The organism is Wolbachia endosymbiont of Ceratosolen solmsi (assembly GCF_017869155.1).
Lineage (GTDB): Bacteria > Pseudomonadota > Alphaproteobacteria > Rickettsiales > Anaplasmataceae > Wolbachia > Wolbachia pipientis.
Genome location: NZ_CP054598.1, coordinates 1,128,588 through 1,151,646, shown reverse-complemented (window position 1 = coordinate 1,151,646; position 23,059 = coordinate 1,128,588). Strand labels below are relative to the sequence as shown.

Here is a 23,059-nt window from a genome sequence, read left to right as displayed (position 1 = left end):
AATATGAAAAAGCTATTTTATATACTGGTAGTGGTTTTTATTTCTTTTCCTGCCCTGCTTGTTGCTTTAGGAACTGCGGAAAAAGTGCAGGTGAAAGATGTCAAATGTATTGGTAATGAGAGGGTAAGCAACCAGACAATAGGGTTCTATATAAAACTAAAATCTGGTGATTATATAAACGACGATGATATAGACTCAATTATAAAAGATCTATATAAAACAAAGTTATTTGCTAGTGTTAATGCTTACATAGATGATAAAAAAAATTTGGTAATAAAAATTCAAGAAAATCCACTAATTAACAAGATAATATTAAAGGGTAATAAGTTATTTAATAGCAAAGAGTTACTAAATAACGTGATTCAGTCAAAATCGCTAACTATTTTCACTGAAACAAAATTGCAAAACGATTTAATGAATTTAATCACTACTTATAGAAATAACGGTAAGGTTGGCGTTAAAATTGAATATGAGTTGGAGAAGCTCGATAGTAATAGGGTCAATCTAATTTTCAAAATAAAAGAAGGCAAAACCTCTAAAATTAAGGATATAAGATTTATAGGCAATAAAAACTTTTCTGAAAATGAGCTAGAGCAAGTTATTAAAAGACATAGTAATGACATATTTAGTAAGTTATTTAGAGCCATTTTTAAAGGCGAAAATCATTATTCACCGCAATATCTATTGATTAACACAGAATTGCTCGATCGTTTTTATTCGTCTAAGGGATATATTCAAAATAATATTCAACCAATTGTTGAGGTTGATAATAACAATCAAACAGAGTTAACTTTTTTGATTGACGAAGGACAGCAGTATTTGTTTGGAAATAATGAGGTTAATATTGAAACTGAAATTCAGGATTTGAGCCTAAAAGAAGAAATATTGGATTTTATAACAGAGGAAAACGATAAGATATTTAATAGAGTTAAAATTAATAATACAGTAGAAAAAATAAACAAATATTTAAATGAAAAAGGATATATATTTGCAAAAGTTAATCCAGAGTATGCACAACGTGACAACGTTGTAGATGTAACCTACAGAGTGCTGCCGGGTAAAAAGATTTATATAAATCAAATTACAATTGATGGTAACGATCGCACTTTAGATAAAGTGATCAGAAGTAAGCTAAGTGTAGCAGAAGGTGATGCGTACAATATATCTGAGATTCAAAAGTCACGTAAAAAACTAATGAGTAGTGATTTTTTTGAAACAGTGAAAGTAAATAGTTACGCAGTTAATGACAATACAGTAAATCTTGACTTAAATGTTAAAGAAAAAAACACTACTTCGTTGTATTTGGGAGGCGGTGTGTCTCTTCCTGGTGGAGCATTGATTAAAATTGACCTCAAAGACCGTAATTTATTTGGTACTGGAAAAGAGCTCTCTTTTGCTCTTGAAAAAAGTCAATACGTATTTTCTACTGATTTAGAGTTTGTTGAAAATAATTTTAATGATTCTGATACGTCACTAGGTGTAGACGTATTTTACGAAAAACAAGATAAGCCAAACACTGCTTTTGATAGTTGCGATATGGGATTTTTTACAAAGTTATCATATAAAGTCACAGAGAACTTAACTAATTCCCTTCGCTATTCTTATAAGTATAATCATATACACATGGATAATAAGGGTGGACAAGACACCGATATCTCTGAAATAATACTGGACCGAAAAGGTGAACATCAGATTTCATCAGTGGGATACACGTTGGCACATAATAAACTGGATAACCTCTATACTCCAAAAGAAGGGTATTTACTGCGCTTAAGTCAGGATATTTCAGGATTGGGAGGAAACGTGAATTTCCTAAAATCTGAATTCTTATCTTTTTATACGCACCCTATATTAAGCAAAATTGACGATGATATAACTCTACGCTTTAAGATGGCGGCAGGTCATATTTTTTCTTATACTGATGAAAATCTAAACATTGGCCAGCACTTTTTTAAAGGGGGTAATGAGATTAGAGGGTTTGACCTTTCCGGTATTGGACCAAGAGCAGAAGACAAAAATAAAAGCTCATTAGGAGGCAAAACTTATTTTAATCTAACACAGCAAGTGGATTTTCCTCTACCAAAACTATATGACTATGCTGGTATCAAAGGCTCACTATTTGTTGACTATGCGACACTTTTTGGCTTAGATGATAAAAATAAGAAGTATGAAGGGAAATACTATGATAGCAAGCTTGTGAGAGTGTCACCAGGTTTTGGCTTTTCAATGCTTTCTCCTTTTGGTAGACTTAGATTGGATTTCGGGTTTCCTTTAGTAAAGGAATCTTATGATATAATACCATCACCAAATGTTAAATTTTCTATTGAAGCGGGGATTTGAATGAAATATATACAGTTATTTATATCAGTTATTGCCTTAATTATTTCCTTATTTGTGGGGTATAAGTTTGTAGGATATCAACCTCAGAACACAAAGGCTGCCATTATTGATAGTGATAAAGTTATCAATGAATCTCTTGCTCTGCAAAACATACAACAACAAATAAAGGAGCAGAATTCTAGATTACAACAAGAATTTGAAAGTGAGTTAGAAAAACTTAAGCCATCAAAAGAAGAATTTGAACTTTTGTCAGAAGAAGCAAAAAAAGAAAAGACAGAACAGTTTAATAAGCACACTGTAAATACTAGAGATAATTACGCTAAAAAAATGTTACATTTAGAAGAAAGCTATAGAGACGCAGTAGAGAGTGTTTTTAACAAGATAAAAGAAGTCGCTAAAAAAACGGCAGAAAAAAACAACATAGATTTGGTACTATTTATTTCAAAAAAGAACCAAGTTTTATACTCCATGGATGAAGTTGATTTATCAGATGTGGTATTAAACAATATAAACAAGAAAATACCTGAATTTGCTTTGAAAGGCATTGAGTAGGCTTATGCAATTTAATATCAGTGATATTATAAAAATATTACCACATTCTTATCCGTTTCTCTTAGTAGATAGAGTTATAGAGTGTGATCCTGGTAAAAGTATAAAAGCAATCAAAAATGTGACTTTCAATGAGCCATTTTTTATTGGCCACTTCCCTGGTCATCCGATAATGCCAGGAGTCTTGATAATTGAATCTCTAGCTCAGGCATCTGCTATATGTGTTCTAGGTAAAGAAACAATAGAAAATAAAGTTGTTTACTTGAGATCCATTGAAAATGCAAAATTCAGAAAGCCAGTTACTCCAGGGGACACATTGATTCTTCAAGCTAACATTCAAAGTGTGTGTTTAGGTGTACACAAATTTAGGTGTATTGCATCTGTTAGCGAAGAAAAAGTTGCAGAAGCAACAATCTCAGCAGTATTGCAAAATAAATAAAATCTTCATCTGTAAGAAACAGCATGTACACTGTATAGTATAGCAATGAAGCTGAATTTCAAAATCTCATTTTCGAATCTATATACTCGCAATGGATTAATAAAATTAGATGAGACATTTTTGAATTATATCAAATCATGTGATGAGAGCTTGTTTTGTTCATTAATTGAAGCAAGAGAAAAAGCAGCTTCTTCTTCGATGTCATCCCAGTGTCACCTCCCATCATCCCAGTGTCACCCCCCGTCATCCCAGTGCTTGACACTGGGATCTAGAAAACAAGAAGGACGGTCAGCTACTTGGATGACAGATAGTCAGTTAATAGTAGACCTCTCATATTTACTTGATGAATTTATTGCAAAACTTTTCAATGTTGAAAAAGAAATAGAGGAGCTAAAGAAAAAGCACAACGACTTTGCTGTAATATATAAATGCAAAAGGTTATTTGTCCAACGCTATGCATTGAAGAAATACACTAATGTGGCGAATATAGATATTACTAACAAACTAAGTCATTTTCTCACTTTGCCAACAACAGAAAAAAATTTTGCTGAGCAGGTGATGCATTGGTTTGAAGATAAAGAAAATCACAAAGAAGAAATAGAACTTGCAGCACAATATGCAGTGTGGAGAGTAAAAAATAAACAGAGTATATTATTCAGTATTCATAAAAAAATCGACCACGAAAACCTCATACCATTTTCTAAAAAAGAAGTGGACAAAGTTGAAGTGCTGTATTCAAATGAAGTAAAAAGACGATACGGTTTTGATCTAACAAACAAAAAGGTGAGTTTGAATAAAGCACTAGATAATGCTCACTACTGCATATTTTGTCATAAGCAAAGTAAGGACAGCTGCTCAAAGGGGCTAATTAATAACGACAATACTTTTAAACAATCTCCACTAAAAGTTGAACTGCACGGCTGCCCACTAGAGCAGAAAATATCAGAAATGAATCTGGTGAAAAGCGAAGGGTACAGCATAGCAAGTCTTGCAATTGTGATGATAGATAACCCATTATGCGCAGCCACTGGGCACAGAATATGCAATGACTGCATGAATTCGTGCATATATCAAAAACAAGAACCCGTAAATGTGCCAGCAATTGAAACAAGGATTCTGGATGATGTGCTCAGTTTACCGTACGGATTTGAAATATATTCTCTGCTCAGCCGTTGGAATCCTTTAAATTTTCAGCGTTCATTGCCAAGAGGAAACACTGGAAAAAACGTTCTAGTTGTAGGCCTTGGTCCTGCTGGTTTTAATTTAGCTCATCATTTGTTGAATGATGGGCATAACGTTATTGCCATTGATGGACTAAAAATTGAGCCTTTGATCGATAATTTCCAGCTAATTAAAGATTTCAAACACGAAAAATTGAGTGAACGCATGGCAGGAGGGTTTGGTGGGGTGGCAGAATATGGTATTACTTCTCGGTGGGATAAGAATTACTTAAAGATTATTAGATTACTGCTGGAAAGACGTGAGAATTTCGTACTTTATGGAGGCATTCGTTTTGGTGGCACGATTAATGCTGATGACGCGTTCAACTTGGGTTTTGATCACATCGCCCTAGCACTTGGCTCTGGTAAGCCACGAATGATCAAAATAAAAAACATACTAGCTCGTGGAGTACGCATGGCATCTGATTTTCTGATGTCGTTACAACTGACTGGCGCTCTTAAATTCGATTCTATAGCAAATCTGCAAGTTCGTATGCCGATAGTTGTCATAGGTGCGGGGCTTACTGCGATTGACACTGCCACTGAAGCTTTAGCGTATTATCCAATTCAAGTAGAAAAATTTCTTCTTCGTTATGAGATATTAGTTGATAAGTATGGAAAGGACTGTGTTGAAAAAGATTGGACAGAAGAAGAGCGCGAAATTGCGAATGAGTTTATATCGCACGCACAATTGATCCGAGAAAAGCAAAAGTTAGCAAAAAAAGAGAATAGAGAAATAAAAATATTAGAGTTAATGCAGAGCCTCGGGGGAGTGAAAGTTATATATAGAAAAGAGCTAAAAGATTCACCAAGTTATCGATTAAATAGCGAAGAGGTGCAAAACGCATTATCAGAAGGGATTTACTTTATTGAAAACTTAGAGCCAGTTGAAGTTGTGACGGATAAATATAACCATGCTGAATTAATAAAACTGATAGACACAAAATCCGGCGAAATCAAACGTATAAAAGCACGTTCTATTTTTATAGCAGCAGGTACTGAGCCAAATACAGTTATTGCAACAGAAGATAAAAAGCATTTTAAATTAAGTAATGGGTATTTTACTCAATTGAATTCATTGGGAAAAGAAATAGATCCAATATTTTCTCCAAAAATGCAAAATAAAGATAGAATATTAGTGTATAAGCAAGGCAATAAAACAATCAGCTTTTTTGGTGATCTTCATCCTTCGTATAGCGGCAGCGTTGTGAAAGCTATGGCAAGTGCTAAGAACGGCTACCCTATTATTTCCCAGCTTTTGAATAGAGTTAATAGCTTCGTTTCTGTCATTCCAGTGTGTGATGTTGTGGGCCAGAAAAAAAATGCGTGGCCAAGTGTTGAAGACCTGGCTAATAAAGAATTATTTAATAGAATCAAAGAGCAATTCACTGCAAAGGTTATAAAAGTTCAATATTTAACAGACAAAGTTGTGGAAATAGTGATCAAAGCACCACTTGCGGCAAAGAATTTTAAGCCTGGGCAATTCTTTAGATTGCAAAATTTTGAAACCAATGGCAGAAAAGCCAATAATACAAACCTTGCTATGGAAGGTATAGCCGTAACCGGCACTGAAGTAGACAAAAAAAAAGGAATTATTTCCACTATTGTGCTGGAAATCGGCGGCTCCACTAATTTATGCAGACACTTAAGAGAAGGCGAGCAAATAATTCTTATGGGCCCAACTGGCAGACCTACTGAGGTTTACTAAGTCTCAATATTAAAGTGATGTCAAATTTTATTTCAAAAAGTAAATAATTTACTAACGCTCGTGCACAAATTAAAAATAAATTATGCACGAGTGTAGCGTTATGAATTAGGAGTGCTATATTAAAGCTTACCTCACTATTAAAGCTATCGGTCAGATTAGATTAAAAACCTAATCTGACCGGTTTCTCTATAACCCTCTAAACTCTGATATAATTATATGATAATTAGTTTAATTAGTGGTTAATATGCAAATTGATTTTATTCATATATTGAGATAGCATAAACCATATTGGTTTTAATTATTGTGCAACTTTATAAATCGTCACTGTTACTTCTACTGACTGTATTAATAGTTATAGTCCTAAAATTACCTGAAAATTTGAGCATTGCAGTAAATTGGTCTCTCCCAATTCTAGATTTTGATTTATCTTTTCGTACCATACTAATATCTTTTTTATCAGTTGCATTTTTAGCTGTTCTACCAGCACAAAATTTGACTTTTTCAGAGATGCTATCTTTTGCTGCTTACACTATTAGTTCACTTTATGCAGTTTTATCTGAACATATGATATTGGTTATAATATTCTGTGAATTAATGACCATCAGTGCATTTTTTATTATCGCAGCTAGCTGTAGAGATAGTGGACCTGCAATAAGGTACGCTTGTGTACACTTTTTCGTTGGAGTTATATTAATAGCAGGATTGGCACTTCAAAGCACTAACCTGATAATTTTGGGTTTATTGATAAACTGCGCTTGTTTTCCTTTTTCATTTTGGGTTGTTGATGCATATCCTTCTGCATCGCTACATGGCACCACATATCTCTCTTTATTTACCACTAAAGTCTCTTTTTTAGTGATGCTTTTACACACTTATAACCTATGGCAAGATTGTACTGAAATATTAGCGCTTGTAGGCACCATCACTGCAATTTACAGCATTATATTTGCTTCTCTCGAGCAAAATATTCGTAGATTTTTATGCTATAACGTTGTAGGACAAATGGGCTTGCTGATTATTGCAGGAGGTTTACTCAGCCCTTCGGAAAAGGCAATACCAATTTTGATACTGCATATAATCTTCTCTCTTGTTTATCAATCATTATTGTTTGTAGTCAGCAATTCGATTATTTCACGAACAAAAACAATTAGTTTTAATGGAGTAGGCAAACTGATGTCAGTGGAAGGCATGTGTGCTATAATCGCAATACTTACAATGGCTGCATTTCCTGGAACCGCTGGATTTATTAGCAAATCATACATTACAGCCGAGATTGAAGCAAGTGGTGCTAATTTAGAAGTGTATAAAAACTTATACAAGATTCTAAATTTACTGCTTTATTTAAGCGTGGGGCTCAAGTTTCTTTACTACATATTTATTGCAAAAAGTAAGTCAAAACCTTTAGCAGAGAGGGGAGGCAAAATGACTATGATTATTTTAGCATTTATATGCGTAATTGCTGGCAACCCTTACTTACCTATTTACAATAAACCTTCGATTTTCGATTTTGTGTACAACACAAAAAATATTTTGTCGCAATTTAATTTGTTATTATGTACCACTTTATTGTTCATTCTTTTACGCAAGTTATTTTACCCGAGAATAAATTTTAAAATGGATGTTGATTGGATTTTTAGAGCTTTCATACCCTATATTATCTTGCTGTTCAATCAATTGGTCTTTAAAGTGAGAGAAATGTCTGCCAACGTACTGCAAAACTTGACTAATTCACTTACTAGTTTATACTTTGATAATATTACTAAACTTAAGGAAGTGCTGGGTTATAACTCAGTGAGTTTTGTTTCAGCTTCTTCTCTCTTTTTAATGAGTATTCTACTAATGCTATTATGTTTAAGTCGTTAACCGAAAGTTTAAATTCTGTATTTAGTAAACTAAGAGGAAAGTCGATCATTTCTGAAGATGATTTTAATCTTGCCATGCGTGAAATACGCATAGCCTTAATTGAAGCTGACGTTTCACTTGAAGTTGCAAAAAAATTCATCAATGACATTAAAGATAAAGTGATTGGGGAAAAAGTCATAAAAAGTGTTTCTCCAGCACAAATGATAATTAAAATTGTGCAGGATAATTTAGTTGCAGTTCTCGGATCAGAGAAAAGTGACTTAAATCTAGCAGTTAAACCCCCTGCTGTGATTATGATGGTGGGCTTACAAGGTGCAGGTAAAACAACCACCTCAGGAAAGCTTGCTTTAAAGCTAAAAAAGCAAAAGAAAAAAGTGATGCTTGCCTCTTTAGACATTTATAGGCCGGCTGCCCAAAAACAACTTGAAGTGCTAGGTAAACAAATAGATGTGCAAACTTTACCTGTAGTAATAGACGAGAAGCCCATTACAATTACAAAAAGGGCACTAGCAACAGCAAAGAACGATAATTGTGATGTATTAATACTAGATACCGCAGGCAGGCTTCATATTGACAATAATATGATGAATGAGTTGAAAGCCGTAAAGGAAATAGCTTCACCTGCAGAAGTTATTTTAGTAGCCGACGCAATGATAGGCCAGGATGCGGTCAACATTGCCAAATCATTCAATGAGGTAATAGGTGTAACCGGCATTATTCTTACCCGTGTTGATGGTGATGCACGTGGTGGTGCTGCTCTTTCTATGAAAATGATCGCCGATTGTCCAATTAAATTTATTGCTTGTGGTGAAAAATTAAGTGACCTCGATGATTTTTATCCAGATAGAATTGCAAAAAGAATACTTAGCATGGGTGATGTTGTCTCATTGGTTGAAAAAGCTGCTGAGATTGTTGGTCAGGAAGAAATTGATAAGTTACAAAAGAAAGTGAAAAAAGGTAAATTCGACCTAAACGACCTAGTGGGAATGTTAAAAACTCTGAGTAAAATGGATGGCATTAGCAACATAATGAAATTCATTCCTAGTTCATTTACAAAAAAGCTAAGTAGCAGTGTGCCAGATGACAATAAAGTGAAAAAATATATAGCCATCATAAACTCAATGACTGAAAAAGAAAGGCAAAATCCAGATATTTTAAATGGCAAAAGAAGACTTAGAATTTCTAAGGGGTCCGGAACAACTGTAACTGACATTAATCTTCTAATTAAGCAGTATAATCAAATGAGCTCTATGGTAAATAAGTTCAGTAAAGTTGACCATAGTAAACTCAAAGAATCTGATTTGATGGATATGCTAAGCAGAAAGTAAGTCAGCAGGTAGTGGAATGAGACAAATCATCAGTAAACCTTTAGCTATATCAAAAGCGGCTTAGGTCTCGCAAAAAAATTTACAGCTTCTTGCTAGCCAAGAAATTTATTATTAATTTTAAGAAATACTATAGCTGACCCAAGCAACACGTCATACCGCGATTCATTTCATAACTGTACGAACATTGTAGTGTGGGCCACCAGTGGGGTGTCATCCGAGTAGCTTGACTACTTGGATCCAGAAAAAAGAATGGTGTCATGAAAGTAGCCTCCTTCTCCTGTCATCCCAGCGCCCAGAGGTGTCATCCTTTTTTTTGGATTCCAGACTGGAATGACAGCAGTCCTACGTCATGCCACCGCGAACCGTCATACCGCGATTCATTCGCGGTATCTCTAGATCCCGCTAACAAGTAGCGGGATGACGAGGTCAGGGTGTCATGAAAGTAGCTGACACTGGTTTCCATCCAAGACAGCAGTAGCCCCTTCGGTGTCATTCCAGTGCCCAGACACTGGGATCCAGGAAAGTTTGCTTGTGGGCAAGCAAACTAGCACAGAAAGTGGTTACAACATTTTCGATGAGATTGCAGAAAGGCTGGATTCCAGTGCCAAGCACTGGAATGACAGCAGTCCTACGTCATACCGCGATTCATTCGCGGTATCTCTAGATCCCGCTAACAAGCAGCGGGATGACGGTTGTCGTTTAGCTACAAACATTAAGAAATTTACCAAATGAAAAAAAAGGCAAAAGAAGCCCCGTAGTGCGAGTTTTGACTCTCTATTACTGTAAGTGGCGCTGTAATAATGTGCTAACGCTTAAAATAAGCGCGATTTGGCTGAATGTAGAAAAATTTTAAAAGACATGCAGCCGCTATAATTTTATGTAATCCACCAAAAAATACCCTGAGTTTTTACTGAATTTTGTCATTGAGCCTGCAGGTCAAAAACAAGTTTTGAGTCATAAATACCCTTAACACTATAATAAGGGAGCTGGCGGAGTTTGTCAAGCAAGTTTTTTCGTTTCTATTGTAATGACAGTTATTGCCTGTGCAAGAAATCTATTGATTTACAGCAGGTTCTTTGTTACAGTTCGTAGTTATGCAAAGAAACTTAAAGCCTCATGAGTTTATTTACAGCCAGTGGTTTACATAATTTGGAGCTGTATAGCTGAGTATTGTATATGATAATATTAATAACAAACGATGATGGTTTTGGAAGTGAAGGAATAAAATTACTCAAAGAGATTGCACGGAATTTTGCGTCAGAAATATGGATAGTGGCACCAGATACTGATAGAAGCGGGGCTGCAAGATCTCTTGATTATCCAGTGAAACAATCTATTGGAATAAACCAACATAGTGAAAGGGAATTTAGTGTGTCTGGTACTCCTGCAGATTGTGTCATTATTGCGCTAAATAAAGTTATGAATAAAAAACCAGACTTAATATTGTCCGGAGTAAATATTGGATCAAATGTTGGGGACGATATTTGTTATTCAGGAACAATTGGTGCTGTAATGGAAGGTGCTGCAAGGTCTATACCTTCTATTGCACTGAGCCAAGTTTATCATGATAAAATAGACTGGCACAATACAAAGGTTTTTGCACCAAAGGTTATTGCCAAGCTAGTTAAGGTTGGTTGGCCTAAAAACATAGTGATGAGTGTAAATTTTCCTGCTACGGAAAAAGTAAAAGGAGTAGAATTTGCTGAACAAGGTGAATATAACATTGATGGGGATTTAATTTTTACTGAAAATTCGAATGGCTCTTTTAGCTTAAATTGGTCTCGAGAGCACTCAGGCAGTGGTAGTATAAATAAAATAAAAGAAGGATTTATTACTATCACACCAGTAAAATTAGATTTTACAGATTATGATACATTGAATGCTATGAAAAATTCTTGTGCAGACGAATTTTCTTCTATAGCTGACTGAGAAAAACATTTGCATTGCTCCTAATTAGATGTTTTCTATTGTGTTATCGCGAGCAATTATTTTTTCTTCACCTGTATCCATATTTTTTACTTTAACAGTATTGTTGTTTAACTCATCATTCCCAAAGATCAATACAATTTTAGCATTTGCTTGACTTGCTTTCTTCATGCGATTTTTAACTGTTCCACTGTGTTCGTAACTTACATATAAACTATTTCTGCGCAATTCATTTGCAAGTGTTAAAGCATGTTTTTCAGCCTCTCTACCGATTGGAATTAGGTAAATAGGTCGCTCTTCTTTCGGAGAATAATTGATTAACTCCATTATGCGCTCAATACCCCCTGCAAATCCTATTGCTGGAGTGTGTTTTCCACCTACTGAAGATACTAAATTATCGTATCTTCCACCGGCAAAAACTGCCCCTTGTGCACCTAAATCCTCTGTAACAAACTCAAACACTGTGTGGCAATAATAATCCAAACCTCGAACTAGTTTATTGTTTACGGTATAAGGTATATCAAGAATTGTTAATCCATTTAGTATTTGTTCAAAGAAATCTGAGGACTCTTTCGTATAATAATTGCTGATTTTAGGCGCATCAGAGATTATTAATCTATCTTTCTCATCCTTAGAATCTAGTATTCTGAGTGGATTTTTGATCAACCTATTTTTGCTATCTTCTGATAGATCATTTTGATACTTTGTAAAGTATAAGATCAAAGCTTCTCTATACTTAGTTATTGTCTCACCATCACCTAAAGAGTTGGTTTCCAGCTTTACATTTTTATTGATGCCAAATTCAGTTAGTAAGTGCTGAGCGAGTGATATCAATTCAACATCGGCTTTTGGATCTTCTATGCCAAAAACCTCAAAATTTATCTGATGAAATTGCCTTTGTCTTCCCTTTTGCGGTCTTTCATAGCGAAATGCAGGCCCTGTTGAAAATAATTTTATCGGCGTTTGCAGTTTTTTTTCAATTAATAGCCTGACAATCGCTGCAGTGAACTCAGGACGTAAAGTTATGCTCTTTCCCCCTTTATCATTGAAGCTATACATCTCTTTAGTGATGATATCTGAGCTATCACCTAAAGTTTTTGTAAAAACCTCCGTGTACTCAAATATTGGAGTTTGGGCGGGCAAAAAGCCGTATAGACTTGAGATTCTATTTGCTGTTTGCTGAATGTATTTAAACTTATACCACTCATCAAATAGAAGGTCTTTCGTTCCTCTAACTGTTTGATTAGTCATAGTGTGGTCTCTATACCTGCAACCTCTGGTATGTGGTAGCTCAGCATATTCTGCACTCCTTGCTTTAAAGTAATTGCAGCACTTGGGCATCCAGAGCAAGCTCCTTGTAATTCAACATAAACTATTCCATCTTTATAGCCACGAAATTTGATATCGCCACCATCTTGAGCAACTGCAGGTTTGATATAACTTTCCATCAATTCTTTTATTCTATTTACAATTTCTATATCACTTTCATCAAAAAATTCCTCATTTGGTATGTTATTATCATTCACTCCTTCTTTATTTAGCGCTTTTCCACCTGAAGTAAAGTGATCCATGATTGTAGTTAAAATTTCTACTTTTAATGTATCCCAATTAATTTCACCCAATTTTGTTACTGAAATAAAATCATGACCAAAAAACACTCTTACCACATGTTCTATTTGAAAAAGATTTGCTGCTAGTTTAGAATTTTTTATCTCATTTGCATTTGAAAAATCAGCCGTTTCTCCTTCGTTTAGAATTGCAAATCCAGGGAGAAATTTCAGTGTGTTTGGATTAGGTGTTTCTTCAATCTGAATGAACATGTTATTTACCATGACGATTATAATTGTTACTATTTAATCATAAAATGATAAAAAAATATACATGTCATTCATCTTTTTCCTTTTTTTGATATTCATAGTAGTTACATTTGTCTTGCCTAGCGTTGTTATATTTTTTCTTTTCCTGACAAAAAAAAATAATATGAGTTTCATGATGAACTCTATATTGAGTAAGTTTTTGAACGAATTTAGTAGCAGTAGAAGTTATACTGAAAATTACACTGGTGATAACATGTCCAAGGATGAAGCATTAAAGATACTGGGGCTGAATCCTGAGGCAAGTCAAAATGAAATCAATAAAGCATATCAAAATTTAATGAAATTAGTTCACCCAGATAAGGGAGGCTCGGAATATTTTGCGCAAAAGCTAAATGCGGCACGTGATAAATTGTTAAAAAAGTGATCTTAAAAAAGTTTTCGTTTAACGAATTTCTTCCTTTGCTTTTTCTAAATACTCCAATATTGCTTCATGTAGTGCAGTCCATGTTATCTGTTCTTCCAGGGAAGGTATAAATTCTTGTCTCCAAGCATTCTTAAACTCCTGAAACCACTGTTTTTCAAAACCCTGAAATTCTAAAGAAATATCTACTTTAAAGCTATCAATTAAACTGGAAACTTCTGCAGCTTTAGAGCTATCTAGTGATTTTAAAGATAACACTCCACTCTTTAAAATCTCTAACTCTTCCAATACATTAAGCTTAAATGGTTTATAGAGTGAAGACCATATGCGATATCTTAAATAAGAATCATAGTATAACTTAATTTTGTACATTAAAGTGGTAGATGCATCAGGAGAAATGTTATTCTCATATTGTGCAAGAGAAGATAATAAATTCTCATAATCTACTTTGCTTAAACATGGTTGTAGAGTCGATTTAATTTTTTCACTAAAGGTTAGATAACTAGAAGAAATGCCATGACTATATTCACTAAAGAATTCAGGAAATATATCTGCTTGTTCTAGTTTAAGAGGTAGATCTTTTCTAATTTCTCTTGGTAAATTATGTATTGAAAACTGATAAATAACCCATACAAAATTCTCATCAAACTCATCTGAGTAATCAGCATTATTATCAGGAAAAATTACATTACCTTTCTTATCATTCCAAGGTTCTATCTTATAGAAAAATCTGTTCAGCCTTTGTTTTAATTTCAAAATACCTTCATTTCTATCACCTGCTTTATACAATGTTTTGCCCATTTTGTGTTTAGCATCTTTAGGGTTTATTCTGTCACTTATGTGCAATCCAATTTCATTTTTCTCTAATAACTCCCAATCAAACAATTTGTGTGGATCTGGTTTACGCATTGTATAGCCAAGCTCTGGATCATACACTATAGTTCCTATTTCAGAATGACTAAATATCATATCCCTTTTAATTTTAAAACGCTCCATAAGGTATAAAATCAGCTCTTTAACAGATCTCATTTGCTCTTCCGGAAAAGGCTCAAGTCCTGTGTTTACAATTTCAATACCTACAGAATAGTTGTTAAGCTTCCGTAACTCTTCAAGCTTACTATCTACCTTAACTCTTGCATAACTAATACCAGCATGCCATGCTTCTTTCTCTAATGGAACCATTAAGGTGATGCTGCCATCCCTATCGACAATAAAATGAACTGACAATCCTCTAGCATTCAGCGTATCTTTTGTACCTTTTAGTGTTGATGTTTCAGTATGGTGAACTATAACCATTAACACTTTTTTACCTGCCCTATCACCATAATTTAAAGCTGAAGCTGGATCTAAAAATAACAAATCCTGATCTTTCAATAATGGTAATTTTTCTTGTAAATCTTGAAAATCATTCTCGATATTGCTTGAACTGGATACTTGCCCAGATATGAGAAATGCTGAGACAGTAATCAGTAAAACTAATAAATATTTGTTGACTTTAGATAGTTGGATTTTCATACCATCTTCATAAACACTTTGTAGATAATTTTTCATTATATAGTTAGAATAGGGTTGTTGAATAAATTTACAAGACAAAATCATACTAGTCTGGTAGTAGTAACATGTTCAGAGATGGAGCATTTAAAGTGCTAGGAATAGATTCTGGAGCGAACCAAAATGAAATCAATAAAGCAATCAAAATTTAATGAAATTAGTTCACCCAGATAAAGGAGGCTCGGAATATTTTGCACAAAAATTAAACGCAGCACGTGACAGGTTGCTGAAGAGGTAATTAATATTGCTTTAAAGTTTTTATTTGTGCGTAAAGGATAAGTTGCTACAATAAAAAAATAAGATAAAAGTAGCAATGGACATGTGTTCAGAAAGGTTTAAGTTATGCAGGAAGATAACAAAAAAGAAACAATAAAAGAAGAAAAAGGCATATTAGGATGGATAGAATATAGATTGCCTATATTTTCTTTTCTAAGACACACTGCTTCTTACCAAGTGCCAAAAAACTTAAATTATGCTTGGAACTTTGGCTCTTTGGCTGGTATAGCGCTGATTTTACAAATAATAACAGGTATATTTCTTGCTATGCACTACACTCCGCATGTTGATTATGCGTTTAATAGTGTAGAGCGCATAATGCGGGATGTGAATTACGGGTGGTTAATACGCTACACTCACGCTGTTGGAGCATCCCTCTTCTTTATGGTAGTCTATGTTCATATAATGCGTGGATTATATTACGGATCTTATAAAAGACCGAGAGAGATGGTGTGGTTTATTGGAATATTTATATTTTTTGCAATGATGGCAACTGCCTTTATGGGATATGTATTGCCTTGGGGACAAATGAGTTTCTGGGGTGCAACAGTTATAACCAACTTATTTTCTGCTATACCTTTAATTGGCAATAAAATAGTTATATGGTTATGGGGTGGTTTTTCAGTGGATAACCCAACACTTAACCGTTTTTTCGCTCTGCATTATCTTCTGCCTTTTGTTATTATTGCTTTAGCTATGCTTCATGTGATAGCTCTGCATAGGTTTGGCTCTGGTAACCCAAGTGGAGTGGAGGTAAAATCAGATAAGGATACCATCCCTCTCTATCCTTATTATATAGTCAAGGATTGCATAACTTTTGGTCTGTTTTTTGTAGTTTTGTTCGCATTTGTTTTCTATGCTCCAAATTATCTTGGGCATCCAGACAATTATATAGAAGCTGATTCTATGGTCACTCCGGTACATATAGTGCCAGAGTGGTATTTTTTACCTTTTTATGCAATGCTACGTTCAATTCCAGATAAACTTACTGGTGTGCTTACCATGTTTGCGTCTATTTTAGTGTGGTTTTTGTTACCTTGGCTTGATAAATCAAAAGTTAAAAGTGGTGCTTATCGCCCGGTGTTTAAGAAATTTTTTTGGGTTTTTGCAATAAATTTTGTACTTCTTGCCTGGCTTGGAGGACAAGAGGTAAAAGAGCCTTACATCACTATGAGTAGGCTATCTACTCTTTATTACTTTGCATACTTTGTGATAGTTTTACCACTGCTTAGTAAGTATGAAAAGCCAAAAGAACCACCAAAAACCTTAAGTGATTCTGTGCCGGAGATGAGGTGATGTCAATTCAAAGCAGATCTCTTACAAAATTCTCTGTCATCCCAGAGCTCTCTTCTGTCATCCCAGTACTTGACACTGGGATCCAGAAAAAAAATAAATGGATTCCAGCATCATGTACACAATTGTATGAACGTTGTATACAACACACAGTGTCATTCCACTATCTTCCGTTGTCATCCCAGTGCTTGACACTGGGATCCAGGTATAAAAATACTTACAAATCATGCAATGGACAACAGATTCTAGGAGTGCATGATAACCATAATGTCAGTGATGAAATAAGCTGGATTCCAGTGTCAGCTACTTGCATGACATCAATTCGAAATTTACTAAAACAGTGGTTATGCATGGGATCTAATGTATTTGCAATCTTCTGCATGTTATTTCTATCTAGTCTTATATCTGCAGAAGAATTTAAATCATCACCAAATAAGAAAATAGACTGGAAATTTGATGGAATTGTCGGATCTTTCGATAGAGAGTCAATTCAGCGTGGCTATAAAGTGTATAAAGAAGTCTGTGCTGCTTGTCATTCAATGAATAGGGTAGCATTTCGTAATTTGCAAGATGTCGGTTTTTCTGAAGAAGATGTAAAACAAATAGCAGCTTCTTATCAAGTTAAAGATGGTCCGAATGATTTGGGTGAAATGTTTGACAGACCTGGAGTACCTTCGGATTATTTTATTGCGCCTTTTGATACAAAAGAAGCAGCTGCAGCAAGCAACAATGGTGCAGTCCCACCAGACTTATCATTAATTATTAAAGCAAGGCATGATGGTGCAAATTATGTCTATTCATTGTTAACAGGCTATCAAAACGGCGAACACGATGAAAATGATTTATATTTTAATTCGTATTTTCCAACAGGCAGATTAGCTATGGCGCCACCACTTTCTGAAGGAATGGTGGAATATGATGGTGCAAGGCAAGCCACAGTTGAAAATATGGCGTATGATGTGATAAATTTTTTACAATGGGCAGCAGAGCCAGAATTAGAGCGCCGGCATAAACTTGGATTAAAAGTAGTGGCGTATTTTATAATTTTAACAGTGTTTTTTGTATTAACTAACAACAAAGTTTGGAGCAAGCTCTATAAAAAGAAGTGATAGTCAATTTTGCCTCAAGCACAATGGTTGTCATCCAAGTAGCTAACACTGGGATGGCTTTGTCGCATCGTACCTTATACAGTAATAATTTACGATAAATTCATGTAGCCATTTCGAATTTAGCCATATCAATGTCAGTAAATTTATTAAGCAAATAGCACTTAATGAGCAGTTCTTTTTCACGATTTATAGCTCTTTTCATAGAAGTCCGGATGTGATAAGGATAGATAATGATAAGGAGGTTGAATGCCAGCAGCATATAGTTATGATTTAAGAAAAAAAGCAATGGAGGCGCTAGACGAAGGAGAAAGCAGAGAAGCAGTGGCAGCAAGATTTAAGATTGGACGAACTACTTTATGGGAGTGGCAGCACTGTAGGCTTGACCATAAATTATGTTAAGATAGAAAATGACTATTTTAGATAGAGCTTGATGTAATGCAGTGCGATACAAAATAACGGTAGAATATAATGGTAGTAGTTTCTCTGGTTGGCAAAAACAGCAACACTCTGCTAACTCAATCCAGGAGAAGATAGAAAATGCTATATTTAATTTTAGTGGTGAGAAAATTGCCTTGTACTGTGGTGGAAGGACCGATGCTGGGGTTCATGCTTTAGGACAAGTTGCTCATTTTGATATGGAAAAGGAATGTGAGCTTTATAGAATAAGAAACGCAATAAATTATCATTTAAAATCAATTCCTATAGTTGTGCTTAATGCAGAAGTTGTAGATGATGCGTTTCACGCACGGTTTTCAGCAAAAAAAAGATATTACGAATACAGAATAGTTAATCGCTATGCTCCTGCCGCTCTGGAGACGGGTTATGTATGGCAAGTGTTTAACCCACTTGATGTAAATATTATGCGTGAAGCTGCTAAACATCTACTTGGAAAACATGACCTTTCAAGTTTTCGTTCAAAAGATTGTCACGCCGCAAATCCGATAAGAACAATTGATGATATCGATATAGTACAAAACGGGAATCATATACACATCAAAATATCTGCTATTTCCTTTTTACATAACCAAGTGAGGATTATTGCGGGTACTTTAGTTGAATTTGGAAAAAATAGAACCAATCCGCAAGAAATGCTACATATATTAAGCCAATGCAAAAGAAGTGCTGCTGGGGTTACCGCGCCGCCTTTTGGCTTGTATTTGGTAAAGATAGATTACTAATTTAATAAAAAGTAACGTTCTTAGTGAAATAAGTGTCATACCGCCGCAGTATCTCCAGATCTCGCTAACAAGCAGCGAGATGACGAGTTTAAGTTCTCATTGGCATCACTACATATAATACATTTGAATCATCTTCATCAGTGATAATTGTAGCACTATTACCATCGGCTAAGCTAAACTTACATTTATTTTTTATGCAAGATAGAACATCAAGCAAATAACGCGAGTTGAACCCTATTTCTATAGGGGCTTCATTGTAGTCCACTTCTATGGATTCAGTTGCATCACTGCACTCTTGGGAGTTTGAATGCAGAGTTAGCAGCTTTTCTTGTAGTGAGAATTTAATGGATTTTACTTTATCAGATACAACAACGGAAACTCGATCTATAACATCTGAAAGTTTTTTACTTTCAATAATCATATGCTTATCTTGAGATGCTGGAATAACTGCTTTATAATTTGGAAAAGTTCCATCTATTAATTTTGATATTAGAATATATTCACCGCATGTAAACTTGATTTTTCTGTCTGAGAGTTTTACTTTAATTTCATTACAATCGTCCAATATTTTTAACAACTCCATAACAGTTTTACGTGGAATGATCACACCGAATTCGCCATTGATATTTCCAGGCTTTGGCCTCTTTATACACGATAAACGATGGCCATCAGTTGCAATACAGTACAGAAACTGCTCATCTGTATGTAGATATATTCCATTTAAATTATACCTTGTATCATCTAGTGATACAGCAAATTTTGTTTTGGTTAATAAGTCTATCAGGTCCGTATTGAGTAGAGTAAAATCATATTTATAATTGTCTTCTTCAAGAGCAGGAAAACTGCTTGAAACTACATTCGGTAAAGAAAAGTTTGCATTTCCGCAAGACATCAATAATTTTCCTTGGTTGTTTACTTCAAAATTGACATCCAAATCAGCGGGTAACTTCTTCACTATGTCATGTAAAGTATGCGCTGAAATTTTTACTTCTCCTTCTGTTAATACGGTTGCAGCAAGTGAGGCAAACATTGAAATGTCAAGATCAGTTGCCATTAATTTTATGCTGCCATGTTGTGCTTTGATATTTATACATGCCAAAACATCTATTGCATTACGCCTTTCGACCACTCCACTTACTCTGGATAATGTATTTAAAAGACTTGTGCGGCTCACGCTAAAACGCATCTGCTCGCACACAGAATTTTGCTTTTTGATTTCTGTGTCTACACCTGCAACCTCTGACATTACTAACTCTCAAAAATATATTTTAAATGATATCCGCATTCCATATAAAGTAAAGTGCTATTCATTGAAAGAGTAGTCTATTTTATACTATAGCTGGGTATTCTGTTACAATAATTTACTTTGTATGGCATGAATCATGCATTTTTTGATACGCTTTTTGAAACCCAAGTAGGGAATAAGTATCATCAATGGTCACTGTTTTTGTTTTCCCATTCACTACCATTGATAATCCCTGCTTCATTTTTAGAATGAGATCTTGATCTATTTTTGTATGCTCTGCCCACGCAAAACTTCCCTGTATTATAGGCAGTGTATATTTAATTTTTTTGTCGATATTGAGAGCTACAGGCTCCTTATCATACTGAAAACCAGAGGTAACGCTTACCTCATCTGCTTTTTTATCAACATAACTAACCATTACATATGGCTTTCGGTTGGTTGTATAATGTTCGCTTTTTTTTTTAGGATAGGATACAATATAACATACCTTCTCTCCATCTTCCAATGCAGTATACACGAGCCAATCTTTATATTTTTCCTTCAATTGCACATCACTAACTGATGCAAAAGCGCCTATTGAAAAAAATATTAGAAATATAAAAAAACTACGCATGCAAACCAAATTTCAAACTTTCTGATTGTATATATTGTTTTACCTTAGCCATCGCCTGCTCAGCCAACTGCCTTATTCTTTCTCTTGAAACACAATATTTTTTACTAAGTTCATCCAGAGTTTGAGTGTTTTCAGACAAATATCTACTGATAAAAATGTCTCTCGCCCTTTCGTTGAGACTTGCTAGTGCATTGTTTAAAATTGTTTCTTTTAATTCTTTCTCTTCATGATTTTGGTAAGTTACTTCTTGACTGACCAAGTTACATGGGATCATATCTTGTAGCTCCCTTTTAGAGTCATCACCTATTTTTATGCAATCGTTTAGCGACTGATCCTTACAAGCCAAACGGTAATTCATCTGTATAATGTCTCCTTCGGATACAGAAAGCTCATTAGATATTGCTTTTATTTCTTCATTATTTAAAGTTTCTCTGTTTGTATACTGTAAAATTCTTTTTTTTATTTTACGTAAACTAAAAAATAATCTTCTTTGTGCTTGCGTTGTGCCTATTTTCACAAATGACCAAGATTTCAATATAAAGTCTTTTATTGAAGCTTCAATCCACCACACTGCATAAGTTGAAAAACGAAACCCTAAATCAGGATTAAACTTTTTTACTGCATGCATTAAACCCATATTCCCTTCCATGACCAGGTCCATCAACAATAGTCCATAATTTTTGAATTTCATTGCAATTTTCACTACCAAATTCAAATGGCTGGTAATCAATTTATGAGCAGAAGAAATATCCTTGTATTGGTTCCAATTTTTTGCTAGTTGTACTTCTTCCTCTTGAGACAGCATGGGAAATTTTCGCACCCTAGCAATATATTGCATGAGATTGGTTCTGCTATCGACACATAAGCTTGCCATTGGGGTCAACATAACAACTTAAATTAAAACTTCATGCATATAATATATTGATTTTCCAGCAAAAATTCAAGCTTTGATTTGAAAAAAGTACAAATTTTCCATCTAATTTCTTGGAGACAGTAGGCCGCAGTGTTAGCTAATTGGATAACATTATGTAACTTTAGATGATATTCTACCAGTACAATGGTAAACGTTATAGCTTAAACACATAGCAAATAGTGTTATTCCAGTGCCTTGACACTGGAATCCACATTTCTTTTTTCTAGATCCCAGTGTCATGCTACTTGGATGACAAGAAAAAACCCACTGGGATAACAAGACTGAGATAGACTAGAAATTAAACGCTACTCCAGCTTCTGCACCAACAGTGCTGTAAAGAACTTTGAGTTCCCCCTTGTCTTTGCTTGCTGCAGCAGTATCTTTATCAAAATGAGCACCAAAAGAACCGAAATAACGAGCTCCAGCGTAGAGTTTGATTTCTGGAGTTATGTCATAGCTGACACCAGCTCTTGCTTGACCAGCAAAAGCAAATTTACCATTTTGACTACTCACAGCGGTTGCCAAAGGTGTGCTAATATACGCTGCACCAACACCAACACCAACATATGGAGTGATAGGCATATCTTCAATTGCTATATCGTAATAAACGTTAACTAATCCTGAAAATGCTGTTAAACTGTCTGCAATTGCTGGAGTAGGAGCTACATCAAGTGTATCCTTGCTTAGCTGCGAATAAAGCCCTTCAACATCAACTCTGATGTCGTCCATTTTGTAACCAAATGCACCACCACCAGCCATAAAAGAAGCTTTATAAAGGTCAGTAGTTGTATCAGTATCCGCAGTCTTCTTTTTAGCACCTGTAGCACCATCAACTTTTGTGAAAAGAGGTAAAATTTCACCGTTGTATTGCAAACGAACGTAGTAGCTAGTTTCTTCATCACTTATTGGACCAACAGGATCTGAAAAAGCAGAGTTTGATAAACTTAGCAACGTTGCTAAAGCGGCCGCTGAAAAAAACTTTTTATAATGCATAATTGTCCTCGTAAAAAAAATTAAAATTCCACTTTAGCAGTCTAAGTAACAACTAAAGTTAAGTCAAGTGCTAACTTAATAACACAAAATATTCTACATTTTAACTAATTTTTAGGAGAAGACAAAGATTTTATTAATGAATAAATACGACTTTTGATTTTTTGGTATAGCTAACACAGGTAAGATTTACTATCGAAAGACCTCGTCATCTCGCTGCTTGTTAGCGGATGAGAAATCCACAACTGTACGAACATTGCAATTTGGGCCTACCAGGAG

At 34.8% G+C, this 23,059-nt stretch carries 19 protein-coding genes and 2 pseudogenes; 13 read left to right on the top strand and 8 right to left on the bottom strand.

Annotated features, from left to right (window positions below; translation table 11 throughout):
• The first annotated feature begins 3 nt into the window (after nucleotides 1-3).
• The 8 genes from bamA (at nucleotide 4) to surE (ending at nucleotide 11,376) form a co-directional block, all read left to right on the top strand.
• The gene (gene bamA, locus HUB95_RS05600) at nucleotides 4-2,340 is read left to right on the top strand and encodes an outer membrane protein assembly factor BamA (RefSeq protein ID WP_209452398.1); all 2,337 of its coding nucleotides are present in this window, start codon (nucleotides 4-6) and stop codon (nucleotides 2,338-2,340) included.
• Nucleotides 2,341-2,892, top strand: a complete 552-nt coding sequence (locus HUB95_RS05595; protein WP_077188197.1) for an OmpH family outer membrane protein — start codon at nucleotides 2,341-2,343, stop codon at nucleotides 2,890-2,892.
• Nucleotides 2,893-2,896: 4 nt separating this feature from the next.
• A complete protein-coding gene (fabZ, locus tag HUB95_RS05590) occupies nucleotides 2,897-3,328 on the top strand; it encodes a 3-hydroxyacyl-ACP dehydratase FabZ (RefSeq protein WP_006279640.1) in 432 nt (143 codons plus the stop codon).
• Between the two features lie 45 nt (nucleotides 3,329-3,373).
• A complete protein-coding gene (locus HUB95_RS05585) occupies nucleotides 3,374-6,256 on the top strand; it encodes an FAD-dependent oxidoreductase (RefSeq protein WP_209452397.1) in 2,883 nt (960 codons plus the stop codon).
• Between the two features lie 303 nt (nucleotides 6,257-6,559).
• Nucleotides 6,560-8,119 carry a proton-conducting transporter transmembrane domain-containing protein gene (locus tag HUB95_RS05580; RefSeq protein ID WP_209452396.1) on the top strand — a complete coding sequence of 520 codons (1,560 nt, stop codon included), beginning with the start codon at nucleotides 6,560-6,562 and terminating at the stop codon, nucleotides 8,117-8,119.
• Nucleotides 8,104-9,447, top strand: a complete 1,344-nt coding sequence (gene ffh, locus HUB95_RS05575; RefSeq protein ID WP_141457276.1) for a signal recognition particle protein — start codon at nucleotides 8,104-8,106, stop codon at nucleotides 9,445-9,447. The genes HUB95_RS05580 and ffh overlap by 16 nt, the downstream gene beginning before the upstream one ends.
• Before the next feature lie 486 nt (nucleotides 9,448-9,933).
• On the top strand, nucleotides 9,934-10,179 hold the full coding sequence (locus tag HUB95_RS05570; RefSeq protein ID WP_209452544.1) for a hypothetical protein: 246 nt from the start codon (nucleotides 9,934-9,936) through the stop codon (nucleotides 10,177-10,179).
• A 444-nt stretch (nucleotides 10,180-10,623) separates the two neighbouring features.
• Entirely contained in the window at nucleotides 10,624-11,376 is a 753-nt protein-coding gene (gene surE, locus HUB95_RS05565) for a 5'/3'-nucleotidase SurE (protein ID WP_015589369.1), read from the top strand.
• Nucleotides 11,377-11,400: 24 nt separating this feature from the next.
• On the opposite strand, the gene hisS is transcribed toward surE, so the two are convergent.
• Both hisS and HUB95_RS05555 read right to left on the bottom strand, forming a co-directional pair.
• Entirely contained in the window at nucleotides 11,401-12,624 is a 1,224-nt protein-coding gene (hisS, locus tag HUB95_RS05560; protein WP_209452395.1) for a histidine--tRNA ligase, read from the bottom strand.
• Entirely contained in the window at nucleotides 12,621-13,193 is a 573-nt protein-coding gene (locus HUB95_RS05555; RefSeq protein WP_015589367.1) for a NifU family protein, read from the bottom strand. Before HUB95_RS05555 ends, hisS begins: the two co-directional genes overlap by 4 nt.
• Before the next feature lie 160 nt (nucleotides 13,194-13,353).
• Here HUB95_RS05555 and HUB95_RS05550 point away from each other — a divergent pair, with 160 nt between their 5' ends.
• Complete coding sequence (locus tag HUB95_RS05550; protein WP_227738613.1) at nucleotides 13,354-13,614, top strand: J domain-containing protein; 261 nt, start codon at nucleotides 13,354-13,356, stop codon at nucleotides 13,612-13,614.
• An 18-nt stretch (nucleotides 13,615-13,632) separates the two neighbouring features.
• Here the strand turns inward: HUB95_RS05550 and HUB95_RS05545 are convergent, their stop codons facing one another.
• On the bottom strand, nucleotides 13,633-15,162 hold the full coding sequence (locus HUB95_RS05545; protein WP_223823148.1) for an N-acetylmuramoyl-L-alanine amidase: 1,530 nt from the start codon (nucleotides 15,160-15,162) through the stop codon (nucleotides 13,633-13,635).
• A 342-nt stretch (nucleotides 15,163-15,504) separates the two neighbouring features.
• Here HUB95_RS05545 and HUB95_RS05540 point away from each other — a divergent pair, with 342 nt between their 5' ends.
• A complete protein-coding gene (locus HUB95_RS05540; RefSeq protein ID WP_006280242.1) occupies nucleotides 15,505-16,734 on the top strand; it encodes a cytochrome b in 1,230 nt (409 codons plus the stop codon).
• Nucleotides 16,735-17,081: 347 nt separating this feature from the next.
• Complete coding sequence (locus tag HUB95_RS05530; RefSeq protein ID WP_010963022.1) at nucleotides 17,082-17,840, top strand: cytochrome c1; 759 nt, start codon at nucleotides 17,082-17,084, stop codon at nucleotides 17,838-17,840.
• A 100-nt stretch (nucleotides 17,841-17,940) separates the two neighbouring features.
• Here the strand turns inward: HUB95_RS05530 and HUB95_RS06655 are convergent.
• A pseudogene (locus HUB95_RS06655) lies at nucleotides 17,941-18,039 on the bottom strand (IS5 family transposase); the annotation flags it as partial.
• A 47-nt stretch (nucleotides 18,040-18,086) separates the two neighbouring features.
• Here HUB95_RS06655 and HUB95_RS05520 point away from each other — a divergent pair.
• Both HUB95_RS05520 and truA read left to right on the top strand, forming a co-directional pair.
• Nucleotides 18,087-18,209 (top strand): annotated as a pseudogene (locus HUB95_RS05520) (IS630 transposase-related protein); the annotation flags it as partial.
• A 71-nt stretch (nucleotides 18,210-18,280) separates the two neighbouring features.
• Complete coding sequence (gene truA, locus HUB95_RS05515) at nucleotides 18,281-19,018, top strand: tRNA pseudouridine(38-40) synthase TruA (protein WP_015589365.1); 738 nt, start codon at nucleotides 18,281-18,283, stop codon at nucleotides 19,016-19,018.
• Between the two features lie 88 nt (nucleotides 19,019-19,106).
• Here truA and dnaN read toward each other — a convergent pair whose 3' ends face one another.
• From dnaN to HUB95_RS05495, 4 genes are all read right to left on the bottom strand, one after another.
• Complete coding sequence (dnaN, locus tag HUB95_RS05510; protein ID WP_197907276.1) at nucleotides 19,107-20,264, bottom strand: DNA polymerase III subunit beta; 1,158 nt, start codon at nucleotides 20,262-20,264, stop codon at nucleotides 19,107-19,109.
• Between the two features lie 115 nt (nucleotides 20,265-20,379).
• Nucleotides 20,380-20,877: an invasion associated locus B family protein gene (locus HUB95_RS05505; RefSeq protein ID WP_015589363.1), complete on the bottom strand. Its 498-nt coding sequence runs from the start codon at nucleotides 20,875-20,877 to the stop codon at nucleotides 20,380-20,382.
• Nucleotides 20,870-21,763 carry an RNA polymerase factor sigma-32 gene (locus HUB95_RS05500; RefSeq protein WP_015589362.1) on the bottom strand — a complete coding sequence of 298 codons (894 nt, stop codon included), beginning with the start codon at nucleotides 21,761-21,763 and terminating at the stop codon, nucleotides 20,870-20,872. The genes HUB95_RS05505 and HUB95_RS05500 overlap by 8 nt, the downstream gene beginning before the upstream one ends.
• A gap of 318 nt (nucleotides 21,764-22,081) precedes the next feature.
• On the bottom strand, nucleotides 22,082-22,783 hold the full coding sequence (locus tag HUB95_RS05495) for a P44/Msp2 family outer membrane protein (RefSeq protein ID WP_141457284.1): 702 nt from the start codon (nucleotides 22,781-22,783) through the stop codon (nucleotides 22,082-22,084).
• Nucleotides 22,784-23,059 lie beyond the last annotated feature (276 nt).